This is a genomic window from Porphyromonas gulae DSM 15663, from assembly GCF_000378065.1.
Lineage (GTDB): Bacteria > Bacteroidota > Bacteroidia > Bacteroidales > Porphyromonadaceae > Porphyromonas > Porphyromonas gulae.
The window spans coordinates 1-20,367 of sequence record NZ_KB899155.1 but is presented as its reverse complement, the minus strand read 5'-3'; the positions used below and the strand labels follow the sequence as shown (position 1 = coordinate 20,367).

Below are 20,367 nucleotides of genomic sequence, written 5' to 3'. Positions count from 1 at the left end.
ATGCTTTGGATAATTACCTATTCTTCAATTTACTTCTTTTTCGGAGTTTGCGTTGCCAAGCCGCCTCCTTCCAATCATCATTGCTTGTTGGAAGAGGTGTATCACTAATTAAGTTTTCAAGCACCTCGTCAAAGAGGTTATCGCCTTCTGTCTCTTGGGATGATAAATCAGGAGACCATGGTTTATCGATCTGCTCAGGAACCGACAACTTACCATAGAGGCTTTCATCTAAGAATCGATTGTGTATCGTATCTGCGAAGTAGGCTTCAAATTGATTGGCGGCATAGCCTTTGCCGAGTCGAGAACCATTGAGGGCGATACCTTCAGTGTCGTCAATGAAGGTGATACCGTAGATACGACCACTGTTATTCTTCCTAATAACTGCTCGTAGACCTTCGTTCTTTAGTCTACTATGCAGTTCCTCCTCTGTTGGGGGAGAAGTTCTCATCACCTGTAAGACCCTTTGTCGTATGTTTGCCACAAGCGGTTTGATGTTCTGTTTGGATTGCTGCATCTTATGTTGAACAGCAGAATAGCCTACCCCTCGTCCAATTTCTGAGGCATGGATAGGTGTACCGATCTTACTCCCCTTACCATCTGTCGGGACATAGACCAATCCGTTGTATCTCTTTCCTCTATACTCCGTTTTCACTTCCTCTACGGCAAGCTTATACTTAGTAAGAATCGCATTGAATTCTCCCAAAGAGCAGAAATGGTAGTGAGAAATAACGGAGCGGGCAACAGAGGCGATCTGTTCCTTTATATTTCCTTTCCCCTGTTTCACACCTTGAATCGTTGCTATCTGGTCTTTTCTTTGAGTTGTACTCGGAATCAAGCCATACTTTTGCTCCAAGGCATCGGTTATCTTCTTACTTCGTCTCTTCTCAAATTGGTCATTCAGTTTGCGCCCCTTTCCATCTATGCGTAGTGATACGATATGAATATGTTCGCGTGCAATGTCGTTATGCTTAAAGATGATATAGGGCTGCTTGCCATAGCCGAGTGCCTGCATGTACTCTTGGGCTATCCGAGCAAGAATATCGTCCGATAGTTTCTCATCGGGATGCGGATTGAGGGAGCAGTGAAAGACCACATTCTTCGTCCTGCATTTTTGGGGGATAAGTGCTTGCATATCGGCAAGAATTTCATTCATTGTGTACTTGCCACTAGTATTCTGATACAACCCCTGAGCCAAGAGTATTGTCGCCTCCTCAGCCTCCACTTTTTTGAAGTTGTAGCCGAGTGCTCCTCCGAGGTTTGCTGTGCCGGAAATCTTCGCAATCATCGCTTGCGGTAGTCTATAGTAAGGGCTATTGCCTGCTCTTGTAGGGCAATAATCTGTGAAGCATATTGCTCCAACTTTTGTAGCAAAAGTTGAGCTGTTTTCACCGAGTGGTAGCTGTTGATTGCCTTCACAACTTGATTGTAGAGGATGCCGATTTTATGAACTTGTGCCGTGAGTTCGGAGAGTTTACGATAGTATTCCACGGCTGATTTGTCTACGGTAATGACCTTAAAACTCTCTCCCAAAAGACGGGCACGCACGAAGTCTGACTTTGTTTCTGCTCCCGATTTGTGGAAGAGGGCAATGACCTTTTGTTGGTCTTTGGGATTGGGTAGGCGAGTATCCCACCTGTCCCAACGTTCTATCTTTTCATTCATGGCTGTATTGTTGGTTAATGACGACTTTGGAGTCATTTTCTCCTCGCACCGAGGCAAGGGGGCTTTGTCGGCAGAAACGGAGTTTGTCGGACAAAGACACACCTTGCCGGTATCAAGAGATGATGCTGATGAAGCATCCACCCTCTTCGGGGGCTACTTCGATGGAGATAGTTCTCCATTTTCTATTCCTCTGCAAAGTTAGAGGCTTGTTGTAACAGTCTCATCATAAGGGATATTCCGAGAATATCCTGCTATTTCCCGATGCTTCCCTAGGGGTTGAAAGCGACTGATTTACCAACTTATTTTGCAGCGGATTTAGGTCAGAACCGACTGACCGACCTAACTCAGAATAGACCAACCGACCTCCGTTTGTAAGTCGGTTCAAAAGTAGGAAAGTCACGATGTAGAGCAGTTATTGAATCCGTCAGTTAATCAAGATTTCAGTCGCTTAGTTTAGACTGAGTTATCTATTCACTAACGAATCAACCTCAGAGCATCGGTCGGTCACTAAATCCAAGAATCAGTTATTTCCGTAAACAGTTATCTGACATGAAAACACTCCCTATGCAAGCTCCCATTTATTTGGGCTTCGCCTCACAAAAAGGCGGTGTCGGCAAGAGCTCTCTTGCCGAAATCCTTGCCTCCATACTTTACTATGAGAAGCATCTCCCTCTCGTAGTGGTCGATTGTGACGGTACGCAGGAATCGTTCTATAAACTTCGAGAGCGGGAACGCAATCTCATTCAAGCTTCCAAGGAGCTGAGCGAACAGCTCAAAGTCCATTTTACCAAGTTTGGGCATCCGGCTTATCCCATTTTACGCTCCACCCCTGATGCGGCCTTGAAAGATGTCCAAAAGTATCTGGAAAGCTCGGAACGAAAGGAACGGTTGGTCATCTTTGACTTTCCGGGGCATGCCGGTACAGAAGCCCTTTTACAGCTCTCCATAGAGATGGATTATATCATCTCCCCCATAGAAGCCGATCCTCAGTCCCTGGTATCCGGTTTTGCCTATGCTCAAACCGTTCGGGACTTGGGTCTCAGTTTTGAAGACGCACGCATTCGAGACCTCCTGCTTCTTTGGAATAAAATCAATCGCAGTGCCAGTCCTGTGGTTGTCGACCACTATACGAAATATGCCCAAGAGGAGGAGATCAACCTGTTTGATACCCGTATCTACCATTCGGTGAAGTTTTCTCGAGAATTAGGTCAGGGAGGCGTCAAAGGCGTTTTTCGCAGTTCTTATTTACCACCCGTACCTGCACTTCGTCTATCCACAGGGATAGATGAATGGGTAGAGGAGGTTCTCCAACGTTTTCACCTTATTCATGAATAAATCATGCCTTCCATCCAAGAAAAACGACAAAAGATATTGAGTGCCAAACTTCAAGAGATGGGCGATATCGGGGTTACGAAGCGTAGTGCAGAGGAGTCCCCCTTTTTCGACCAACCCGTGGAGTTAGAGCCACAAGAGGCTCCGATACCGACAGAGGAGACATCGGAGGATGCTATACCTACGATGACAAGATCTAAGAGTAACAAGGAGAGCGGATGCTCTTTTCAAGAGTACCAAAAACGCTTCTTCGCTCCCTCTCGTGATGGTATCGGGAAATCTGGCTTCACCATCCATGGGGAGATTCTGCAAACACTCCGAGATATTCTTCGTGATGTCCGCTCCAAAGCGACACTTACGGCCTATATAGAGAACATCCTCTTGGAGCATCTCAAAGAGCATCAGGCGATGCTTAATAAAACAGCGGCACAGTACAAACGTAATCCAACCATCAATTTAGACTTGTAACGATGCAAACGATACTATTGAATGTCCTGCTTCTCTTGGTTATCATTTGGGTGCTACTCCTCATTCTCTATACTTACTGCTCCAAATTCTCTCGAATGGGTAAGCAGGAGCAAGGGCACGCAACTTCTAAGCAGGAGCAGAACAGGGAGGAGAAACTTCACGTTCTGGTGGGGAAAAGCAAGGGGCTTAGTCCCTCAGATTTCCCTAAAGTTCCCAAGACTTCCTCCTCCGAAAAAGCACTTGAAAATGCCAATAACTTTGCGGAGTCCGAGGTGTCGGAGCAGCAAGAGAAAACTGAAGAAGTGCCCACGATTAGTGAGGAAGAGAACGAACTCCATGTCGCTTATACCATGGAAACCGTCGATGAGGATGAGGTCTTGAGAGAGGAACTGTTACTCACTCCCGATCCGACTCCGGAGGTTTCTCCATCGGCAATTCTTGCTCGTGACCTTGTGCGCATGGGACGCTGGAGCAAACATGACGATACCCTAGATGAAGAGGATGACGCAGAAGTTCAGGCAACCCTCAGTAAAGTGCAAGGTACTGACTTGATTGAGAAGTACAAAGAAAACCTCAAGGCACAAGAATCGAAGCATACCAAGTTCTTGGAAGCCATGCGTCGTGCAGAGGAAGCTCAAATACAAAGCGATATGGAAAAAGCTGAACATTCCCCAAGACAAGAACCTCAAGGAAGCAATGAAAGAACCTTAGACTATTACCTCTAAAACACAAGCGGAGTAATGGATGGGGTAGCACATGAAGGCTACACGCAAGTAGTACCATGAAAACGAGCTGGAGAGGTGCTCCCCATCCAGACCTCCCCACACAACAGAGAATAACCTATTCATAATCAATAACAATAAATCCAATAACATGAACAGAAAGAAAATCGCATTGATGTTGCTCCTCATCGCCACTGCAACTGCAGGAGCTTATGCACAGGGGAACGGTATGGCCGGTATCAACGAAGCCACTAAAATGGTGACAAGCTATTTCGATCCCGGTACCAAATTGATTTATGCCGTTGGTGCTGTAGTCGGCTTGATTGGGGGAATCAAGGTATACAATAAGTTCAGCTCGGGAGACCCTGACACAAGTAAGACGGCCGCCTCTTGGTTTGGGGCATGTATCTTCCTTATCGTAGCTGCCACCATCCTTAGAAGTTTCTTCCTCTAATGGGATCTTGGGAAATCAATAAAGGTGTAGGACACACAGTGGAGTTCAAGGGCTTGAAAGCTCAGTATCTCTTCCTATTTGCAGGAGGGCTTCTGGGGACTTTCATCATGGTGGTCATACTGTACCTCTTGGGCATTAGTCAGCTCGTTTGCCTTGGCATAGGCGTATTGGGTGCCACGCTGGTGGTGTGGCAAACATTCGCTATGAACCGCAAGTATGGCGAGCATGGGCTGATGAAAATCGGAGCGGTACGCTCCCACCCTCGTTACCTTTTGAACCGGCGTACCGTTTACCACCTCTTTCGTAACCTCAAATCACAGGCAACAAGATGAGAAACAGCAGTAAGATGAGCACTCTGGAGGCAAAGTTCCCCCTGCTCGCTATTGAACAGGGATGTATCATCAGCAAGGAAGCCGACATCACGGTGGCTTTTCGGGTGGAACTGCCCGAACTCTTCACGGTGACTTCGGCCGAATATGAAGCGATGCACTCGGCTTGGCATAAGGCAATCAAGGTGCTGCCCAACTACAGCATCGTGCATAAGCAGGATTGGTTCATCACGGAAGAATACCAAGCTAAGCTCGCAGAGAGTGGGTTGAGCTTCCTTGCTCGCTCTTCGGAGCGACACTTTAATGAGCGTCCTTATCTGCACCACTCGGTCTATCTCTTCCTTACCAAAAGCAACAGGAAGCGTATGGCACAGCAGAGTAACTTCTCTGCCCTCTGCCGTGGGCATCTTATCCCAAAAGAGATTGAGGATAAAGACTCTGTCATCAAGTTTATGGAAGCCGTCGATCAGTTTGAGCGCATCATCAACGACACTATGCTCATTCGATTAGGGCGTATGACGGAAGAGGAGCTTGTGGGGACAAAGGAGAAAAGCGGTTTACTTGACCGTTATTTCTCCCTTTCCGATGAGCATCATGCTTCGTTGGAGGACATCCGATTGGGTGCCGACCTTGTACGTGTGGGCGACAATAGGCTTTGCTTGCACACTCTCAGCGACACGGACGACCTGCCAACGACTGTCAGCACGGATAGCCGTTACGAACGACTATCCACCGACCGCAGTGACTGCCGCCTCTCCTTTGCTTCGCCCGTAGGGCTGATGCTTCCATGTAATCACATCTACAACCAATACCTCTTCATTGAGGATAGCGATGCCAACCTGCAGCGCTTCGAGAAGCAGGCAAGGAATATGCACTCCTTGGCACGCTACAGCCGTAGCAATCAAATCAACGAGGAGTGGATACAAGAGTACCTCAATGTCGCCCACTCTCAAGGCTTGACCTCTATCCGTGCCCACTTCAATGTGCTGGCATGGAGCAGTGACAACGAAGAGCTCCGCCAAATCAAGAACGATGTGGGGAGTGCCTTGGCTCTGATGGAGTGCAAGCCCCGCCACAACACCATTGATGTGGCTACACTCTATTGGGCAGGCATCCCCGGCAATGCTGCCGACTTCCCCTCGGAAGAGAGTTTCTATACTTTCATCGAGCCTGCGCTCTGCTTCTTCACAGCCGAGACAAACTACAAGGACTCACTTTCTCCCTTTGGTATCAAGATGGCAGACCGCCTGTCGGGTAAACCCATACACTTGGACATCTCTGACCTGCCGATGAAAAAAGGTATCATCACCAACCGCAATAAGTTCATTCTTGGTCCGTCGGGGAGTGGCAAAAGTTTCTTTACCAATCACATGGTACGCCAGTACTACGAGCAGGGAGCACACGTCCTGCTTGTCGATACGGGTAACTCCTATCAAGGCTTGTGCGAGCTGATTCACGGCAAGACCAAGGGCGAAGATGGGGTCTACTTCACTTACACAGACGAAAACCCCATCTCTTTCAACCCCTTCTATACGGATGATTACCTCTTTGATGTAGAGAAACGAGAGAGTATCTGCACCTTGCTTTTGACCCTTTGGAAGAGTGCGGAGGAACAGATTACTAAGACGGAAGCGGGAGAGCTTGGTTCGGCTGTCAATGCCTATATCGAACTCATTCGTTCGGATAGAAGCATCACACCCTGCTTCAATACCTTCTACGAGTATCTGCGTGACGTGTACCGAGAGGATATGGGTAAGCGAGAGATTGAGGTTACCCTCTCCGACTTCAACATCAACAACCTCTTAACGACCCTCAAGCAGTATTATCGAGGCGGTCGCTACGACTTTTTGCTGAACTCGGATAAGAACATCGACCTGCTCAGCAAACGCTTCATCGTCTTTGAGATTGATGCTGTGAAGGATAATAAAGACCTCTTCCCCGTGGTGACCATTATCATCATGGAAGCCTTCATCAATAAGATGCGTCGCCTCAAAGGTATTCGTAAGATGATACTCATCGAGGAAGCATGGAAGGCCATTGCTTCAGCCAATATGGCGGACTACATCAAGTATTTGTACAAGACCGTCAGAAAGTTTTTTGGAGAAGCAATTGTCGTCACACAGGAGGTGGACGACATCATTCAGTCGCCCATCGTCAAGGAGAGCATCATCAACAACTCCGACTGCAAGATCCTGCTCGACCAGCGCAAGTATATGACCAAGTTCGACGGCATACAGGCTATGTTAGGGCTTTCTGAAAAGGAGAAGAGCCAAATCCTCTCCATCAATCAGAACAACGATCCCAACCGTCTTTACAAGGAAGTTTGGATAGGCTTGGGTGGTATGCAGAGTGCGGTTTATGCGACAGAGGTATCGCTTGAAGAGTACCTCACCTACACGACAGAAGAGACCGAAAAGCTCGAAGTGATGCGCCTCTCGGAAGAATTAGGAGGAGACATCGAAATGGCTATCCGTCGTTTGGTCATGGAGAAACGACAGAAGTAAAACCCTTAAACAACAGTAACCTATGAAAAAGTACATCCTTATGGCTCTCCTTGGATTGAGCCTGTTCATTTCTAAAGCCCACGCTCAGTGGGTCGTAAGTGACCCTATGAACTTTGCGGGAAATATTGCCAATACGGTCAAAGAGATTGCCACAGCCTCCAAGACGGTCAAGAACACCTTGAACGGTTTCAAGGAGGTGGAGAAACTCTACAATGACACCAAGAAATATTACGATGCTCTCAAAAAGGTGAATAACCTCATCGGCGATGCCTACAAAGTGAAGGAGACCATCCTGATGGTGGGTGATATTTCAGAGATTTATGTCTCCTCCTATAAAAAGATGCTCAGTGATACGAATTTCCGTCCTACTGAGCTGGCTGCCATGGCTTCAGGCTACAGCAAACTTTTGGAACTGAGCGGAGAGAGTCTGAAGGAGTTGAAATCCGTTGCTAAGAGCAATGTCTTCTCTATGAATGACAGCGAGCGGATGCAAATGATAGACCGCATCTATAACACCGTTCGAGAGTATCGCTCTTTGGTATCGTACTACACTCGAAAGAATATCTCCGTGAGCTATGTGAGGGCACGACAAAAGGGTGAGCTCGAGCAGGTACGCTCCCTATATGGTACTTCAGACATACGTTACTGGTAAGCCATGGATTTTTCAAGTTTACACGAACTGCTTCGCTCCACCTATCAGGAGATGATGCCCTTGGCCTCGGAGATGACAGGTATTGCCAAGGGGATAGCCGGCTTGGGTGCCCTGTTTTACATTGCCATACGTGTTTGGTCGTCACTGGCAAGAGCCGAGCCGATAGATGTCTATCCTTTGCTTCGCCCCTTTGTTTTGGGCTTCTGTATCATGTTTTTCCCTACGGTGGTACTTGGTACGATGAATGCAGTTCTCTCTCCCGTGGTGAAAGGCACAGAACAGATGGTACACAAGCAGGAGGGAACACTTGACAAACTGACTGCAGAACGTAACAAACTGCAGGAGGAGGCCTACCTGCGTAATCCCGAAACCGCTTATCTCGTCTCGAATGAGAAGTTCGACCAAAAGATAGAAGAGATGGGGATTATCGGCCCCGAAGATGCCGTAACTATTGCAGGAATGTATGCAGAACGTGCTGCCTACCAAACCAAGCGATGGTTCATGAAAAAGGTGCAAGACCTTTTGGAGCTTATCTTTCATGCTGCCGGTCTTGTCATCGACACACTCCGCACTTTCATCTTGATTGTTCTCTCCATCCTCGGTCCGGTTGTTTTCGGCATTGCCGTGTGGGATGGTCTTTCGGGGTCACTGACTGCATGGTTTTCACGCTACATCTCAGTCTATCTCTGGCTACCTGTCAGCTCCATCTTGACAGCCCTTCTGACAAAGATTCAAATCTTGATGATTCAGAAAGACATCGCCCTGTTAAGTGACCCCAACTACATCCCTGAAGTGGGCAGTTGGTACTATATGGTCTTTTTCCTTATCGGTATCATTGGCTACTTCTCTGTTCCGACCGTTTCGGGATGGATTATCGAAGCAGGAGGAGGTATCGGTTCTTATGGACGTAATGTGAATCAGACGGCTCAACGAGGAGCTCAGGGAGCTTATCTCGGAGGAAAAGCCGCTGCTGCAGGGGCAGGTGCTTCTATCGGTAACATCGGAGGTCGTATCAAAGGAGCTCTACTGAGAGGAAAAGGAAACTAATAAAGAAGAACAAACAGCATTTTTATGGAATTCAAATCACTCACCAATATCGAAACCTCATTCAAGCAGATACGGCTTTATGCCCTGCTTTTTGTACTGCTCTGCGTAGCAGTCTGCGGTTATGCGCTCCATGCCTCCTACTCTTTTGCCTCTCAACAGAGGGAGAAGATCTATGTTTTGGATGAAGGCAAGTCGCTCATCCTGGCACTCAGTCAGGATGCCGCAATGAATCGCCCCATTGAGGCACGTGAGCATGTCAGACGCTTTCATGAGCTCTTCTTTACGATTGCACCCGACAAGGCAGCTATCGAAGGGAATATGGAGCGAGCCTTTCTGCTCTGTGACAAGTCCGCATTCAACTATTACAAAGACTTGGCAGAAAAGGGCTACTACAACCGAGCCATCTCGGGAAATGTCAATCAGCGGATAGAGATCGACTCGATACATTGCAACTTTGAGAGCTACCCCTATGAGGTAACGACCTACGCTCGACAGTTCATCCTGCGTCAGAGTAACGTTACGGAGCGTAGTCTCATTACAACTTGCACGCTTCAGAACTCCGTCCGATCGGATAACAATCCACAGGGCTTCTTAATGGAGCATTTTCTTGTGCGTGAAAACCGAGATCTACAAACCTATAAACGTTGATGCCATGAGACAGACATTTACACGAGCTTATCTCCGTCTCCATCTTTGGTTGCGCCGGCGATGTGACAGAATGAGCCCTCGCAGACGAAAGATTTTTGTCTACACGCTGAGTCTGCTCTACCTCATTACCTCTTGTGTCATGATAGCCAACCTGTTTTTACCCAAGGCGGAGAAATCGTCCGCTAACATCATCGTGGAAGAGGTTGTCGATAGCCCTATCCCACGAGATAGCGTACGCCTCGATATGATTATGTACCAATTAGCTTGTAACAATGGAAAAGAAACAGAAAGAACAACTTAAGAAGATACTCATCTATAGTGGTATCGGCTTACTCTTTACGCTCTCTATGTGGTTTATCTTTCGTCCCTCTGAAAAGAGCGGAACAGAGGAAGAAAGGGGGCTGAATAAAGAGTTGCCTCAAGCCTCCGTGGAGCAGCTCCCCGAGAATAAACTCAAGGTCTATGAAATGGGAGAGCATTTGGAACAAGAGGAGATCTCCCGCAGTGAAATGGGCCAACTCTCCGATTACTTCGAGCGACAAGGAGAAGAGACGAACGACTCCGAACATACCTCCTCGGTCTCCAAAGTTGCCTCTTCGATGGAACGCTACGAGGAAAACAGTCGCCTTCTTTCCTCTTTTTATGATTATGACCCAAGAGATGAAGAGCGAGAAGCGATGCAGGCCGAGATAGAAGAACTCCGAGCTCGATTAGAGGTGCAAGAGAGCGAGCAGGATGAAGAGGAGAAACAGCTTGCCTTGATGGAAAGAAGTTACCAAATGGCATCCAAGTACATGACTCAAGCAACTCCTCCAAGTAATTCCCCTTCAGCTACCAATGCAAAGGAGGAAACTTCGGTTACCTCAGCTTCAACGACCCTACCCGAAGTGGAGTTGATGCCCGAACGGGAGCATTTGGTCTCTTCCCTTGAGCAACCGATGACAGACTCTGCCTTCATTGCCGAATATGCAGGAAGAGAACGTAACCTTGGGTTTCATTCGCTCTCGGCACAACGCCCCGCCCCCCTTCGTAACACTCTTCGATGTGTGGTGGATAGAACAACGACACTCCAAGAGGGAGATTTTATTGTCCTTCGTCTGACGGAGGGAGCTCGGCTCCATAATCTCTCTCTGCCCCGCTACAGCCGTATCGTGGCTCAAGCTAAAATTGAGGGCAATCGTATGCGACTGCTTGTTCAAAGCATTGAGGTCGGAGGTTACATCTCCTCCGTCAAGCTCTCAGCCTACGACACAGACGGACAAGAGGGCATCTACATCCCCGGCTCTGAGAATGTATCTGCCCTCAAAGAAATGGGGGCGAACATCGGAGGCACTGTCGGTACCTCCTTCACCTTTGCATCTTCCGCTAAGGATCAAATCATCTCCGATGCCGCACGCGGTGTGATGCAGGGAGCTTCACAGCTTTTGCAAAAGAAACTGCGTACCGTTAAAGTGACGCTTAAAGGGGGCTATCGCCTCTATCTGCTACCGACTCAATAACAACCAAATCAGATATTATAAAGACAATGAAAAAATGGATTTTATCAGCCCTGATGCTCTGCTCATTCGGGCTAACGGCTTTTGCTCAAACAGAATGTAAAGAAACAACGCCTGCTCATTTACCCTCTTCAGGAGAACTCTTTCAAGGAATGAGCAGGGCGATTCCTGACGGGAGAGTCGTACTACCTTACGGCTTGGAAGTTACCTTCGACAAAACGGTGCACCTTATCTTTCCTTCGGCCATCCGATATGTGGACTTGGGAAGCAATAACCTGATTGCAGGCAAGGCGGAGGATGCCGAGAATGTGCTACGTGTCAAGGCTGCCGTTCGAGACTTCGAGACAGAGACCAATATGAGTGTCATCTGTGAGGATGGTTCTTTTTACTCATACAACGTAAAGTATGCCGAAGAGCCCGAGAAGCTCAACGTAGAGATGAAAGACTTCCTCTCTCCGACAGACGGACGCCTGCCCTCTAATCGCGCAGACATCTATTTCAAAGAGTTGGGCAACGAATCTCCCATACTCGTAAAACTGATGATGGAGAGTATCTACAAGAGTAACAAGCGTACCATTAAGCATATCGGGATACGACAGTTCGGAATGAGGTTTCTACTTCGGGGACTCTATGCGCACAATGGGCTGCTCTATTTTCACACACGCATAGACAATGATACCAATATGAACTACTCAGTGGATTTCATCACCTTTAAGGTCGTAGACAAGAAGGTCGCCAAGCGTACCGCGATTCAAGAGCATGTTCTGCAACCCTTGCGTGCCTATCATCAGATAATGTGGGTGAAAGGACAGAGTAGTGACCGAAGCATCTTTGCCTTAGAACAGTTTGCGCTATCGGAAGATAAACAACTCGAAGTAACGCTCTATGAACGAAACGGAGGTCGCACGCTCTCCTTCTACCTTGAGCAGGAAGACCTACTACTTGCCCGAAAGATTGATAAGCTCAAACTCAAATGGTAAGCCCTATGAAGAAGTTTTGTTTACTCCTCGCTTGTGCTGTCTGCGGATTCATCTCCGCAAACGCACAGCGACTTATCCCGAAGCAAAAGGGGATTGAGGTAGTAGCGTCTGTGCCAGTGATTAAGGGCGAGAAGCTCTTTACAAAAGGACAGTTTGGTGTGGGTGTTTCGCTGACAAAATACCTCAAACGAGAGAATTATGCCTTCCTCTCAGCAGAATACGAGGAGCAGAGCCTGCCGTATCGCACTTATCAAGTGCCTATGCGTGATATGCTCTTGCAAGTAGGCTATATGCAACCTATCCTCTCGGATAGAGGCAAAAACATATTTACCTACCTCGGCATCTCTGCCCTCGGAGGCTATGAGGAACTGGGTGAAGAGAAATCTTTGCTCCCCGATGGGGCAACCCTGCTTGACCGCTCCCGCTTCGTCTATGGCGGTGCGGTGCATAGTAGCATTGAGTGCTTCCTCTCGGATAGGCTGCTTCTCGTCCTCAAGGCTCAGGGGCGACTGCTCCTCGGCTCGGATGTGCATCGTTTTCGTCCTGCAATATCGGCAGGTATTAAGTTTAACCTTTAAGCAACAAGAGAACAATGAAAAAGAAAATATTCAATACGCTGTGGGTCGTGGGGGTACTCACTTTCGCTGGGTTTTGTCTACCTGCTTGTAATCGGGAGCTGGATGTGCAGCAGTCTTACGACTTTGCTTTACAGACGATGCCCGTTCAAAAAGAGATCAAGAAAGGCGAAACAGCTGAAATCCGTTGCTCGCTCAAAAGAGCAGGCAACTTTGCCGACACAAGGTACACCCTCCGTTACTTCCAGCCCGAGGGCAAGGGCATCCTAAGAATGGACGATGGTTGGGTATTCAAGCCCAACGACAGCTACCCTTTGACGAGGGAAGAGTTTCGCTTGTACTACACTTCGCAGTCTGCAGACCGTCAAACGATAGATGTGTATATCGAAGACAACTTCGGCAAAGTACAACAGTTGACCTTTACTTTCAATAATAAGACAGAGAAGAAAAAAAGCTTAAGGCATTCTTAGATAGATGTACAACTATATGGGCTTTGGAGATTAAGTTTAATTCAGGTGTCACTCCGAAAGGATAGATACCGGCATCTTTTCATTGGTTAAGTACCGAAATAAGACTTTTTCCTGACGAGGTAATTTTGTAAATTTGCAACATATAGATTAATATAACAATATATTTACACAATGAACGTAATTGCTTTAAGAGGTGAGCCTAATTGTGGCAAAACAGAGACTCTGAAGATAGTCCATAAGAAGATGTTGAAAAAAGGGTTTCGACAAGTGGCGGGAATATATCAAGACTTAGGTAACAATGACTTCCTTGATTTATTAGAGTTTAACAATAAAAAGATTGGTATTGTATCTCAAGGGGACTATGCTCGAAGCCATAGGGGAGGAACGTCAGTAAAGAAATACTTAGAAGATCTCAAACGCAAGGGAGCTGATATCGTTATTTGTGCTTGTACAGAGGGGCCAACTAAGGGAAACATTCAGAAAGCAATTAATGGCTATCAGAGTCGGTATATTGATAAAGAGAAGTCAGTAACCGATTGTAGAAAAGATAATCTTTTCTCCGCTGAAGAAGTTATGACTCAATTGATGAATCTACTACCGTAGCAATTCATCTGAGACTTTCTTTTGCTTCTTTACTTTGGTCGCCTGCTCGGCTCAAAGACAAAGAAAAGAAGTCCCGAAGTGATTAAGCAAATCGCTTCGGGATTTTTGTTTTATAGGCTATGGCTTAAGCTACACAGCTTTGTATCTGCTTGATGTTTTGGTGTACAAGGTCAATGATGCGGTCGTGATATTCGGTGTTCTTGTTCAGCAAGCCACGGCATTGAATGACTTTCATTGTTTCAAGCGATACCTCTACCGTTTCTATCCGTTTGCCATTTATACAAGCTGAAAGGATAAGTGAGTTCTCTTTGAGGTAGTAGGCATTATCGAACACGCAATGGTGCAAGACTTGCCCTTCCTCCATATACTCCTGCACACTCTCCAACACACGTACCTCAATCGTGCCGTCTGTGAAGGCGATGCCAAAGAATGGAGCTTTGAGGGCTTGAAAACGCGCCTCATTCTCCAATGCCTTTTGTCGCTTTCGTGCTTCGACTTTCCGCTCTAGTTGTGTCTGCAACTTTCGCTGCACTCTGTCGTGGGCTTCTTGTAAGCTATCAGGACAAATAAAGTGAGCGTTGTATATATCCTTGCCCAACCTCTTGAGCATATCCACATAGTCGCACCAAAGGGCTATGTCTGTGATGTCGTACTCCCTACGCAGTGTTATTTTGTAGGCTTGCCAATACTCGTCTATCTTCCTTGCTCGGCTGAGGAAGTATCGTAGATGCTCGATGCGTCCTGCCTTCATAAGTGTTTCGGCTCGGCTATCTGTGAGTAGGGCAGGGATAAGCACAGAGGGGGCGATGTCGTGGCACTCGCCTGCAAAGCCATTCCTGCGAAGAGTGTCTATTGCCTTGACCTTGGGATATAGGGGGCAATGGGCGATAAAGCGATAGGCTTCATTCTCGTTACGAATAGCCATAGGCGAATAGTAGGCAAAGCTATCCACATAATGCCCCATAATTCTCTGTACGGCGACAATCGTCTGTCGTCCACTCTCGCTCCACCAATACTGCCCAATCTCTATAATGGAGGACACGGCTCGGTAGCCCTTCTCCATACCCACAATAAGTAGACACATACGCAAGACTTGATACTCTCCCGATGTCGTTAGGATTGTAAAGTACTGCTTCTGTTGCAATTTTCTTTGATAGGTTTCTTTGACCTGCAAGCCTGCCCCACACTGGGGGCAGGTGCAATGCTCTGTCGTTTCGTTCATCTGCCACGAATGCCCACAATCCATACAAGTGGTTTTCCCTTTGGGTAGGCGGTAGGCAAAGTGGTCGATACATTCACGGAATGCCCATTGCTTTTGTATTTTGGTTATCGGGTGGAGGTGCTTACTCTGAGCCAAGACGGCTTGCTCAAATTTATTTCGTGGTTTCATAGGCTTATAAATCAAATAGAGAGGGTTGGGGTATTGGGTCGCTGTTGATGCTTACCTTGGCTTTCACTCGCTTCGGCTCTTGTAACTTGCGTAGCTCTTCGGTTTGATACTGCTGTATCGCCTGCTTGCGTGCTTCGGCTTTCTCTTCTTCGGTGAGGACTATGGTGTGATTGACTACCACATTGCAGGCTACACGGCTACCCACTTCTAAATCGTCTTCATCATAGTAGTGTACCGCCATAGCGTAGATTTCATCGTCCTCAAAGCCATTGCACCCGCTCTGTCGCACCTGCTGTAAGATATAGGTGATGCAGTCCTCGATGTTCTTGCCGGGCTTCGCCAAGTTAGGAGCAAATAGGGGGTCTGTCATTGCTCTTTGATTAAGATACTCGGCTATGGTGCGTGTGAATTGTTCTGTTCCTTTCATTGTCTTGCTCTCTTTGGTGCTTTATTTCCCGATTGTCCATTCTCCATTTCGATAGACAGAGAGGCAGGCATATTCGTTACATAGCTCGTGGGAGAGGCAACGCATATAGAGAGTGCCATCTTGACTTAGGCTCTTGCCCAAGTCCTCAAATAGGCTTTTAGGGAAGTCCCAACGGCTGTATAGCTCGGCTTCAATCTGGAAGTCATCGCTTTGCTCATGCCAATCATCGGGGAAGTGTTCCTCTATAAATGCCCTAATTGCGTCTATCGTTTCTGCCTTCTCGCTTGATGCGTAGAATAGGTTGGTGCATATATTTGCCATAATCGTCTTAATGTTTAGGGATTTCTACTATCTGATTGATGTGCCCACATAGGTGTTTGCGTAGGCTGGTGCGGTCGGGGGCATAGTACTCAGCCCATTGTCCGTATTGATTGACCAAGTATTTTTTCAGCACATCAAAGAAGTCAAATCGGTAGCCCATCACGGGGATGGCGGTACGGAAGTAAGTATTGCTATTCACGGCTTCACATAGCCAATCCTTTTCCTCACGGCTTATCGCTTCGCCACGATTGAGTTTTTCACGCAAGAGGTAAGCTTTACACTCACGGAGGGTTTCCAAAGGTTGTACCTCCCACTGCACGAACTTAGTCGCCACTGCACGCTCACGCTCCCCAATCCCCGAACTTATGCGGTAATGAGAGGAGGTGCTATATCCTTTTCTGCCCATCGAAGATGTTGTATTTATTTTCTGCTTATCCATAGTGACATTTTTTTTATGCGTCCAAAGATCGGAGTATGCTGATTCCTTTTTTCGAGCAAAACAGAGGTAGTGGGGTGAAAGCTAATACAAGGTTTGGACGGAAAATACGACCTGAAGAGAAGCACCGCGAAGCGCAAGTGTGGAGATTTTCCAGACCAACCATAGGCTTGACCTTGAGGTAGCATAAGCCCCATACTACCTTTGCGAAGAAAAAGAAACAGCATCCATCTGCCACGCATAGGGTGGAACGTTCTGGATAGCTGAGAGCAGAAGCGAACTTGTTCGAGTTCTGCCGAAGCGGACAAACGAAGATAAAATCAGCGAATGGTAAAAGAAACAGAAGTGCAAAGCCGACAAGCCCGAAAACAAAAAAGGTGACTACCCCCCGAAGAGATAGTCACCCAGAAAGGTTATTGTCAATCGTCTACTCTAGAAGACGAAGAGTAAAATTGCTGCTAAAACAGCCAACCAAAAGAGGATGCTAAGCAGCGTAAGTGTAACTCTTAGTATCGTACGTACAATGAAGCGTAGCACCAAGAAACCCACGAAAATGCCGATGACGGTTACGACTTGAGGCGTAACGAGCTTCGAGATGAAGTAAATTGCACAGGCAACAACTGAGAGTAGGAGCACTAGTTCAATGATACGTCTCCAGTCGATAGAGCGAGAATTCTTCGTTGGCTCTGCCTTAGGCTTATCGTTGGTAGTCTTAGCCCTAATGAAAATAGGACTGTGAACATCGTGATTCATTAGTTGAGTATTCATATTCGGGAGCATTTTAGAGTTTCAAGAGCTCCACAAGATGCCCCGAAACACAAAGACAAGGGCTTGCCTCTTGGTGTGTGGGGCGGAGTGTATATCTTGGCTCTTGATGCTCCAATGCTCCCGGTAGGATAAAGTTACTTCGATGATTCAGCTTTCTCCATTGTAGGCAAGTTGTCATTCTCGATAAGCTGAACAATCATTCCTGTGAGTTCGGTGTAGAGAGCCTCGTACTCAGTGCTTCCGTCAAAGTCGTCTGTGAGGTCATACTTCGCGAAGACTGCTTGAATGAATTGGTTACCAAGTAGAATGGGAGCAAGCTTTTCTGGTAGTGGTTCGGGCAATTCTTCGCTGAACTCATTCTCTAAAATAGACACAAGGGTATTGTGCTTAGAGAAGTGAAGACCTTGGTAGAGAACTTCGCTCGAAATCGCCTCGGCTTCGAGGTGGGAGAAGCCCTGCGATATGGCATCGCAGTAAGCGGTGAGTGCTGCATCGACACGAGCTGAAATAAAGGCTGCGTCTGCCATTAACTCGGGGTGATAATCATTGAGGTAAGTTTCCAACTTCAGGCGGAAGTAAGAAAGCTCCTTCTTAGTCTGACTCATAATATTATTTTAGTTTTAGATGAAACAAGTCTTTGTTAGATGCCCATGGCGGTATTGAATTTATCAAGTTTTTCAGCGAGTTGCTCCATATCATGCTCTATTTTTTTGTTAGTGATACGGGCATAGATTTGCGTGGTCTTTATGTTGGTATGCCCTAGCATCTTCGATACGCTTTCGATAGGTACACCTTTAGAGAGCGACATCGTTGCAAAGGTGTGGCGAGCTAAGTGGAAGGTCAGATTCTTCTTGATTCCACAGATGTCGGCAATCTCTTTGAGGTAGGCATTGGTCTTCTGGTTAGAGAGCATCGGGAAGAGTTTCCCCTCTCGATAAGTTTGGTCGCCATATTTGGCGATGATACTTTTAGGTATGTCCAGGAGGAGAACATTGGTCGAAACACTAGTCTTCTGACGCTGCGTCATAATCCACTGCTTGTCGCCTATAGTGACGATGTGGTCGGGCGTGAGGTTGGCCACATCAATATAAGCCAGCCCTGTGAAGCAGGAGAAGATAAAAATATCCCGAACGAGTTCGAGACGTTGTAGTTCGAGTTGCTTGTTCGCTATTTTGAGAATCTCCTCATCGGTCAAGAAACCTCGATTGACAGGTTCCAAGTGGAAGCGATGATTGAGGAAGGGATCATGATGAATAACACCCATCTTACCCCCAAGGATAACAATCGTCTTGAATGTTTTCATAGTCTTTGTCGCCGTGTTGGGATTTTGCCCAACAATGGTACGCAGATAGATGTTAAACTCACGAATGACCGTAAAGGTCAATTCTGATAGTTTGAGGTCGGAGCGTTTGTAGTTCTGCTGTAAGAACTCAGCAAAGCGACGCTTACATACATTATACTTCTGGAGTGTGGCAGGAGCGATAGATAGTCCGACTTGCTGTGCGATGTCTGCGTTGTGCTTATCGAAAAGTTGCATTATCGTGTCAATGTCAACTTTCTTCCCTAAGAATTCGGTTTTGATACGCTCCAAGCATAAGTCGTCGCTATCCTCCAGTTTGCGATAAATGTTTTGCAAGCCATTGCGGATATTGTCCAGCTCCAAGTTAATACTGAGGGCTTCGGTAGTACGTCCCTTTATTTTCTCGTTTACACAGTCCCACTGTGTTTGCACGACAGCGATGCCCGTAGATCCAAGGGATAGACGCTCGTTGTTGAGGTAAATTCTCAACATCACAGGAGTCTTGCCATCCTTGTTGACATAGTTGCTTCTAAGATAGAAGGCTGTTCTAAAAATAGACTTCATACACATCTGTTTTTAAGAGTTGTAGCCAAGGCGAGAAAAATTGTAGCCACGGTGACCATAAATTGTAGCCAAAACGTGAAAACTAAACCTCTGTAACCACGCTACAAAGTTCTACATAATACTTTGAATAACAGCAATGTATGAGTGCTCTAAACGAACTCCCTACGTACTCTTGGCTACAATTTTCAATCGGCTCGAAAAAGTGTAGCCAGATTGTAGCCATTTGAGAGTATTTTGGGAGTATTTGCGACCTCTGTACGTACTCTGAGAAGATGTGTAGGTATAAAAGAAAAGTATCGTAACTCATTGAAGTTACGATACTTACTGATTTTGTTGGTGTTTTCTGAACTCTTGTTCAGAGTACCTCAAGCGGAGAGAGAGGGATTCGAACCCCCGGTACCTCTCGGTACGGCGGTTTTCAAGACCGCTGTAATCGACCACTCTACCATCTCTCCTAATCAAGAAATAAATGACGTATCTCTCAATTGCGGTGCAAATATAAAGGTATTTTCTAAACGGGCAATCTTTTTGCCTGCTTTTTTGTTTTTGTACAGAACTGGTTAGAACAGTAACGCTTTGGCCAGGGGTGACGCATTAAAACTGTATTGTGATTAGTTGTTGTGGCTTCATTCGAGCCAATTTCTTTTGGATACGAGGGATTGAAGACTTCATATTCGTCTTCAGTCGCTCTATAATGAGTAAATTGATCTTTTGAATGAGATCCATAATCTGCGCCACATTCCTCGTTCTCTTGTGCGAGGCATCGTGTCCGAAATAGACATCCAAACAGTGATGCAACTTGTTCTCTATTGCCCAATGTCCACGAATAGCCTGTTTCAATGAAGAAAGATCTGTCAATGACGAAATGTAGTAGGCCGCTTCTTCGCTCGTTTTGTCGCTCTTTTTATCCCTTCGTTTGCGTACAACTTTGTGTATCGACCCAATGTTGTCCTAAATAAATTATGAGTTAGGCGTAACCCGTTGAGTTATACAGCCCAACGAAAAAATAAGAATTTTAATCTCGCCTTTCCCCTAATTGTTGTCATCCGGAGGCGGTTTGAAGGGTTCGTTAAGCCACTTTTCAAGATCAATTTTGGTAAAAGTGTTCAGCCTTAACGACACGACAAGGTTTGCCAGCCCCCATTTGTAACGAGCAGTATGCTTTAGCCAACAGAGTAGCAACATTGTTGTTAGGGCAGTCCATATCTGCGTTTCCACA

General features: G+C 46.6%; 26 protein-coding genes, 1 tRNA gene and 2 pseudogenes. 16 read left to right on the top strand and 13 right to left on the bottom strand.

Features of this window, described 5'->3' with window-relative positions; all coding sequences use genetic code 11:
• Positions 1-13: 13 nt before the first annotated feature.
• Both mobB and F452_RS0104005 read right to left on the bottom strand, forming a co-directional pair.
• Complete coding sequence (mobB, locus tag F452_RS0104010) at positions 14-1,285, bottom strand: conjugal transfer protein MobB (protein ID WP_018964954.1); 1,272 nt, start codon at positions 1,283-1,285, stop codon at positions 14-16.
• Positions 1,282-1,662, bottom strand: coding sequence for a plasmid mobilization protein (locus F452_RS0104005; RefSeq protein ID WP_018964953.1), 381 nt, complete (start codon positions 1,660-1,662; stop codon positions 1,282-1,284). The genes mobB and F452_RS0104005 overlap by 4 nt, the downstream gene beginning before the upstream one ends.
• Here F452_RS0104005 and F452_RS0104000 point away from each other — a divergent pair.
• The 4 genes from F452_RS0104000 to F452_RS10695 all read left to right on the top strand — a co-directional run bounded on the left by F452_RS0104000 (position 1,661) and on the right by F452_RS10695 (position 4,187).
• Positions 1,661-1,864: a hypothetical protein gene (locus tag F452_RS0104000; RefSeq protein WP_018964952.1), complete on the top strand. Its 204-nt coding sequence runs from the start codon at positions 1,661-1,663 to the stop codon at positions 1,862-1,864. The two genes, F452_RS0104005 and F452_RS0104000, sit on opposite strands and share 2 nt — an antisense overlap.
• Positions 1,865-2,211: 347 nt before the next feature.
• A complete protein-coding gene (locus tag F452_RS0103995) occupies positions 2,212-2,997 on the top strand; it encodes a ParA family protein (RefSeq protein ID WP_018964951.1) in 786 nt (261 codons plus the stop codon).
• A gap of 3 nt (positions 2,998-3,000) precedes the next feature.
• Entirely contained in the window at positions 3,001-3,462 is a 462-nt protein-coding gene (locus F452_RS0103990; protein ID WP_018964950.1) for a DUF3408 domain-containing protein, read from the top strand.
• A gap of 2 nt (positions 3,463-3,464) precedes the next feature.
• Complete coding sequence (locus F452_RS10695; RefSeq protein ID WP_050563581.1) at positions 3,465-4,187, top strand: hypothetical protein; 723 nt, start codon at positions 3,465-3,467, stop codon at positions 4,185-4,187.
• Here F452_RS10695 and F452_RS11930 read toward each other — a convergent pair.
• Complete coding sequence (locus F452_RS11930; protein ID WP_155259037.1) at positions 4,170-4,310, bottom strand: hypothetical protein; 141 nt, start codon at positions 4,308-4,310, stop codon at positions 4,170-4,172. The two genes, F452_RS10695 and F452_RS11930, sit on opposite strands and share 18 nt — an antisense overlap.
• 25 nt (positions 4,311-4,335) lie before the next feature.
• On the opposite strand from F452_RS11930, the gene F452_RS0103980 reads away from it, so the two are divergent.
• From F452_RS0103980 to F452_RS0103925, 12 genes are all read left to right on the top strand, one after another.
• Positions 4,336-4,638 carry a DUF4134 domain-containing protein gene (locus F452_RS0103980; protein WP_018964948.1) on the top strand — a complete coding sequence of 101 codons (303 nt, stop codon included), beginning with the start codon at positions 4,336-4,338 and terminating at the stop codon, positions 4,636-4,638.
• Positions 4,638-4,970: a DUF4133 domain-containing protein gene (locus tag F452_RS0103975; protein ID WP_018964947.1), complete on the top strand. Its 333-nt coding sequence runs from the start codon at positions 4,638-4,640 to the stop codon at positions 4,968-4,970. The genes F452_RS0103980 and F452_RS0103975 overlap by 1 nt, the downstream gene beginning before the upstream one ends.
• A complete protein-coding gene (locus F452_RS0103970; RefSeq protein WP_018964946.1) occupies positions 4,967-7,471 on the top strand; it encodes a TraG family conjugative transposon ATPase in 2,505 nt (834 codons plus the stop codon). Before F452_RS0103975 ends, F452_RS0103970 begins: the two co-directional genes overlap by 4 nt.
• A 22-nt stretch (positions 7,472-7,493) precedes the next feature.
• The gene (locus F452_RS0103965; protein ID WP_026292169.1) at positions 7,494-8,123 is read left to right on the top strand and encodes a DUF4141 domain-containing protein; all 630 of its coding nucleotides are present in this window, start codon (positions 7,494-7,496) and stop codon (positions 8,121-8,123) included.
• A gap of 3 nt (positions 8,124-8,126) precedes the next feature.
• Positions 8,127-9,170: a conjugative transposon protein TraJ gene (traJ, locus tag F452_RS0103960; protein ID WP_026292168.1), complete on the top strand. Its 1,044-nt coding sequence runs from the start codon at positions 8,127-8,129 to the stop codon at positions 9,168-9,170.
• 24 nt (positions 9,171-9,194) lie between these two features.
• Entirely contained in the window at positions 9,195-9,818 is a 624-nt protein-coding gene (gene traK, locus F452_RS0103955) for a conjugative transposon protein TraK (RefSeq protein ID WP_018964943.1), read from the top strand.
• A gap of 4 nt (positions 9,819-9,822) precedes the next feature.
• Positions 9,823-10,119: a hypothetical protein gene (locus F452_RS0103950; RefSeq protein WP_033317138.1), complete on the top strand. Its 297-nt coding sequence runs from the start codon at positions 9,823-9,825 to the stop codon at positions 10,117-10,119.
• Positions 10,091-11,317, top strand: a complete 1,227-nt coding sequence (gene traM, locus F452_RS0103945; protein ID WP_018964941.1) for a conjugative transposon protein TraM — start codon at positions 10,091-10,093, stop codon at positions 11,315-11,317. The genes F452_RS0103950 and traM overlap by 29 nt, the downstream gene beginning before the upstream one ends.
• A 26-nt stretch (positions 11,318-11,343) precedes the next feature.
• Positions 11,344-12,294 (top strand): conjugative transposon protein TraN, encoded by a 951-nt coding sequence (traN, locus tag F452_RS0103940; protein ID WP_026292166.1) that lies wholly within the window; start codon positions 11,344-11,346, stop codon positions 12,292-12,294.
• 5 nt (positions 12,295-12,299) lie between these two features.
• On the top strand, positions 12,300-12,872 hold the full coding sequence (locus F452_RS0103935; protein WP_026292165.1) for a conjugal transfer protein TraO: 573 nt from the start codon (positions 12,300-12,302) through the stop codon (positions 12,870-12,872).
• Positions 12,873-12,886: 14 nt separating this feature from the next.
• A complete protein-coding gene (locus F452_RS0103930; RefSeq protein WP_018964938.1) occupies positions 12,887-13,339 on the top strand; it encodes a DUF3872 domain-containing protein in 453 nt (150 codons plus the stop codon).
• A gap of 171 nt (positions 13,340-13,510) precedes the next feature.
• Positions 13,511-13,942: an ATP-binding protein gene (locus tag F452_RS0103925; protein WP_018964937.1), complete on the top strand. Its 432-nt coding sequence runs from the start codon at positions 13,511-13,513 to the stop codon at positions 13,940-13,942.
• A 124-nt stretch (positions 13,943-14,066) separates the two neighbouring features.
• On the opposite strand, the gene F452_RS0103920 is transcribed toward F452_RS0103925, so the two are convergent.
• The 10 genes and pseudogenes from F452_RS0103920 to F452_RS10690 form a co-directional block, all read right to left on the bottom strand.
• A complete protein-coding gene (locus tag F452_RS0103920; RefSeq protein WP_018964936.1) occupies positions 14,067-15,332 on the bottom strand; it encodes a PcfJ domain-containing protein in 1,266 nt (421 codons plus the stop codon).
• Between the two features lie 4 nt (positions 15,333-15,336).
• Positions 15,337-15,759, bottom strand: a complete 423-nt coding sequence (locus tag F452_RS0103915; protein WP_018964935.1) for a PcfK-like family protein — start codon at positions 15,757-15,759, stop codon at positions 15,337-15,339.
• A 21-nt stretch (positions 15,760-15,780) separates the two neighbouring features.
• Positions 15,781-16,080: a hypothetical protein gene (locus F452_RS0103910; RefSeq protein WP_018964934.1), complete on the bottom strand. Its 300-nt coding sequence runs from the start codon at positions 16,078-16,080 to the stop codon at positions 15,781-15,783.
• 7 nt (positions 16,081-16,087) lie between these two features.
• Positions 16,088-16,519 (bottom strand): hypothetical protein, encoded by a 432-nt coding sequence (locus F452_RS0103905; RefSeq protein ID WP_018964933.1) that lies wholly within the window; start codon positions 16,517-16,519, stop codon positions 16,088-16,090.
• 429 nt (positions 16,520-16,948) lie between these two features.
• Positions 16,949-17,284, bottom strand: coding sequence for a hypothetical protein (locus tag F452_RS0103900; protein ID WP_026292164.1), 336 nt, complete (start codon positions 17,282-17,284; stop codon positions 16,949-16,951).
• 134 nt (positions 17,285-17,418) lie between these two features.
• Positions 17,419-17,889: a DUF1896 domain-containing protein gene (locus F452_RS0103895; protein WP_018964931.1), complete on the bottom strand. Its 471-nt coding sequence runs from the start codon at positions 17,887-17,889 to the stop codon at positions 17,419-17,421.
• Positions 17,890-17,924: 35 nt separating this feature from the next.
• The gene (locus F452_RS0103890) at positions 17,925-19,148 is read right to left on the bottom strand and encodes a site-specific integrase (protein ID WP_018964930.1); all 1,224 of its coding nucleotides are present in this window, start codon (positions 19,146-19,148) and stop codon (positions 17,925-17,927) included.
• Positions 19,149-19,518: 370 nt separating this feature from the next.
• Positions 19,519-19,603, bottom strand: a tRNA-Ser gene (locus F452_RS0103885).
• A 139-nt stretch (positions 19,604-19,742) separates the two neighbouring features.
• Positions 19,743-20,087, bottom strand: a pseudogene (locus F452_RS0103880) (transposase); the annotation flags it as partial.
• Between the two features lie 93 nt (positions 20,088-20,180).
• Positions 20,181-20,367, bottom strand: a pseudogene (locus F452_RS10690) (IS4 family transposase); the annotation flags it as partial.

What these genes read in the sequence shown, in the direction of transcription:
- traN (WP_026292166.1), top strand. Translation starts at nt 11,344, where the DNA reads ATGAAAAAATGGATTTTATCAGCCCTGATGCTCTGCTCATTCGGGCTA.
- F452_RS10695 (WP_050563581.1), top strand. Translation starts at nt 3,465, where the DNA reads ATGCAAACGATACTATTGAATGTCCTGCTTCTCTTGGTTATCATTTGG.
- F452_RS0103970 (WP_018964946.1), top strand. Translation starts at nt 4,967, where the DNA reads ATGAGAAACAGCAGTAAGATGAGCACTCTGGAGGCAAAGTTCCCCCTG.
- traK (WP_018964943.1), top strand. Translation starts at nt 9,195, where the DNA reads ATGGAATTCAAATCACTCACCAATATCGAAACCTCATTCAAGCAGATA.
- F452_RS0103980 (WP_018964948.1), top strand. Translation starts at nt 4,336, where the DNA reads ATGAACAGAAAGAAAATCGCATTGATGTTGCTCCTCATCGCCACTGCA.
- F452_RS0103925 (WP_018964937.1), top strand. Translation starts at nt 13,511, where the DNA reads ATGAACGTAATTGCTTTAAGAGGTGAGCCTAATTGTGGCAAAACAGAG.
- traJ (WP_026292168.1), top strand. Translation starts at nt 8,127, where the DNA reads ATGGATTTTTCAAGTTTACACGAACTGCTTCGCTCCACCTATCAGGAG.
- F452_RS0103930 (WP_018964938.1), top strand. Translation starts at nt 12,887, where the DNA reads ATGAAAAAGAAAATATTCAATACGCTGTGGGTCGTGGGGGTACTCACT.
- F452_RS0103990 (WP_018964950.1), top strand. Translation starts at nt 3,001, where the DNA reads ATGCCTTCCATCCAAGAAAAACGACAAAAGATATTGAGTGCCAAACTT.
- F452_RS0103900 (WP_026292164.1), bottom strand. Translation starts at nt 17,284, where the DNA reads ATGAATACTCAACTAATGAATCACGATGTTCACAGTCCTATTTTCATT.
- F452_RS0104005 (WP_018964953.1), bottom strand. Translation starts at nt 1,662, where the DNA reads ATGAATGAAAAGATAGAACGTTGGGACAGGTGGGATACTCGCCTACCC.
- F452_RS11930 (WP_155259037.1), bottom strand. Translation starts at nt 4,310, where the DNA reads ATGAATAGGTTATTCTCTGTTGTGTGGGGAGGTCTGGATGGGGAGCAC.
- F452_RS0103905 (WP_018964933.1), bottom strand. Translation starts at nt 16,519, where the DNA reads ATGGATAAGCAGAAAATAAATACAACATCTTCGATGGGCAGAAAAGGA.
- F452_RS0103920 (WP_018964936.1), bottom strand. Translation starts at nt 15,332, where the DNA reads ATGAAACCACGAAATAAATTTGAGCAAGCCGTCTTGGCTCAGAGTAAG.
- F452_RS0103915 (WP_018964935.1), bottom strand. Translation starts at nt 15,759, where the DNA reads ATGAAAGGAACAGAACAATTCACACGCACCATAGCCGAGTATCTTAAT.
- F452_RS0103965 (WP_026292169.1), top strand. Translation starts at nt 7,494, where the DNA reads ATGAAAAAGTACATCCTTATGGCTCTCCTTGGATTGAGCCTGTTCATT.
- F452_RS0103995 (WP_018964951.1), top strand. Translation starts at nt 2,212, where the DNA reads ATGAAAACACTCCCTATGCAAGCTCCCATTTATTTGGGCTTCGCCTCA.
- F452_RS0103935 (WP_026292165.1), top strand. Translation starts at nt 12,300, where the DNA reads ATGAAGAAGTTTTGTTTACTCCTCGCTTGTGCTGTCTGCGGATTCATC.
- F452_RS0104000 (WP_018964952.1), top strand. Translation starts at nt 1,661, where the DNA reads ATGGCTGTATTGTTGGTTAATGACGACTTTGGAGTCATTTTCTCCTCG.
- mobB (WP_018964954.1), bottom strand. Translation starts at nt 1,285, where the DNA reads ATGATTGCGAAGATTTCCGGCACAGCAAACCTCGGAGGAGCACTCGGC.
- traM (WP_018964941.1), top strand. Translation starts at nt 10,091, where the DNA reads ATGGAAAAGAAACAGAAAGAACAACTTAAGAAGATACTCATCTATAGT.
- F452_RS0103890 (WP_018964930.1), bottom strand. Translation starts at nt 19,148, where the DNA reads ATGAAGTCTATTTTTAGAACAGCCTTCTATCTTAGAAGCAACTATGTC.
- F452_RS0103975 (WP_018964947.1), top strand. Translation starts at nt 4,638, where the DNA reads ATGGGATCTTGGGAAATCAATAAAGGTGTAGGACACACAGTGGAGTTC.
- F452_RS0103910 (WP_018964934.1), bottom strand. Translation starts at nt 16,080, where the DNA reads ATGGCAAATATATGCACCAACCTATTCTACGCATCAAGCGAGAAGGCA.
- F452_RS0103895 (WP_018964931.1), bottom strand. Translation starts at nt 17,889, where the DNA reads ATGAGTCAGACTAAGAAGGAGCTTTCTTACTTCCGCCTGAAGTTGGAA.
- F452_RS0103950 (WP_033317138.1), top strand. Translation starts at nt 9,823, where the DNA reads ATGAGACAGACATTTACACGAGCTTATCTCCGTCTCCATCTTTGGTTG.